This is a genomic window from Arthrobacter crystallopoietes BAB-32 (genome assembly GCF_000328305.2).
In the GTDB taxonomy this organism is placed as follows: Bacteria; Actinomycetota; Actinomycetes; order Actinomycetales; family Micrococcaceae; genus Crystallibacter; species Crystallibacter crystallopoietes_A.
This window is the reverse complement of the sequence record NZ_ANPE02000323.1, coordinates 1-1,413: the sequence shown is the minus strand read 5'-3', so window position 1 is coordinate 1,413 and position 1,413 is coordinate 1. Positions and strand designations below refer to the sequence as shown.

The following is a 1,413-nucleotide window of genomic DNA, read 5'->3' as shown; positions in this document are numbered from 1 at the left end:
CCCAATCTGCCCGCGGCCGACCCTCTAGCGGCGGTCCACTACGGCCCGCCGCCCATCCCGCCTGCCGCCGAGCAGGCACCCTTCGATCCGGCGGCAGCAGCTGCCTGGTATGCGGAGGAAGAGCGCCGGCGGGCAGTTGCAAAGGAGCGGCGGGACCTGCGCAACATCAACATCACGCTCTACACCGCAAGCCTGCTGCTGGTGGCAGCGGCAGCGTTGTTTATCGGCGCCGGGGTCCCGTCGGCGGCCCGCGCCGTCGTTATTTTCCTGGTGACCGCCTTGTTCTACGGCTCGGGCATGGCGGTTCACGCGCTGCTGCCGAGGCTGCGTCCCGCCGGGATCGCCTTCACCGGGACCGGGCTGGGCATGATTCCAGTGGCCGGCCTCGCGCTCTACAGCTTTGTCCTGTCCGATGGGCCACTCGCCTGGCTGATCACGTCCATAGCCGGGACACTGGCCTACCTCTTTGCCGCCGTGCGCATCGACAACAAAGTCGTCGCCTATCTGAGACCTGCCCTTCTTCGTCTCCATCGCCTGGTCGGCCACAGCGATCCTCGGCTCGGCCATGGTCTGGTACTTCACCTGGTCAATTGTGTTCGCCGGCCTGCTGAGTGTGCTGGCCTACCTGCGCCCGGGCTGGCTGCCCGGGGTCTATCTCCGTGCCTTGGTTGACGTTCACCGCTACCTGACGCCGCTGTCCGTTGCCGCCGCGGCCCTGGTGCCCTCGTTTCTCGGCGCCGGCGACTATGCGCTGCTCACCACGGCGGCGGCCGCCTACTATCTCGCGGTGCTGGTGACCGGGCGGGACCAGGACCGGGCCATGAACGTCTGGGGCCTGCGGCTCGCTGCCACTCTGGCCGTGCTGTTCTGGACGCTGACAGCAGGCAGCGGCTGGCCGGGCGCCTTCTTCGCCGCCGTGGCAGTCCTCGGACTACAGGTTGCCGGTATGGCCATCTTCCCGGAGCGCTACGGCCGCTTCCTGCAACCTGCCGCCGGGCCGGCAGCCGACCGCGGCGCGGCAGGAAGCGGCACCGGGGACGGAACAAGCGCTGGCGACAGTGCGGACAGCGCTGGTACGGCTTGGCTGGTCGCCGCGGATCTGATGACGACCTTTGGTCTCCAGGTCCTCGGGGCGGCCGGAGCGCTTGCCGCCGGGCTGGTCCTCAATGACGGGGAAGGCCAGCCGGATCCGGTGCTCCCGCTGCTGTTGCTCCTGGCCGCCGCGGCGGTCGTTGGCTGGCGGCGGCAGGGCTGGGCGGACCTGCTCGTTGCCGTGCCGCTAGTGCTCTCGGTGGTGCTGCTCGATGATGCGGAGCCTTGACGGCTGGAAGTCCAGCTGGCCCTCGTGCTGGCCTACCTGCTCCTGCGGAGGCGCCGCGGCTCCGGCGACGAGCGCCTCCGCCTGGCCGCGGC

Annotated in this window: 1 protein-coding gene and 1 pseudogene; both read left to right on the top strand. The window is 69.9% G+C overall.

Translation table 11 applies throughout. The annotated features are described in order from the left end of the window. A pseudogene (locus tag D477_RS22930) lies at positions 1-672 on the top strand (hypothetical protein); the annotation flags it as partial. Continuing rightward, entirely contained in the window at positions 566-1,321 is a 756-nt protein-coding gene (locus D477_RS20680; protein ID WP_190273596.1) for a hypothetical protein, read from the top strand. The pseudogene D477_RS22930 and the gene D477_RS20680, both read left to right, overlap by 107 nt. Positions 1,322-1,413 lie beyond the last annotated feature (92 nt).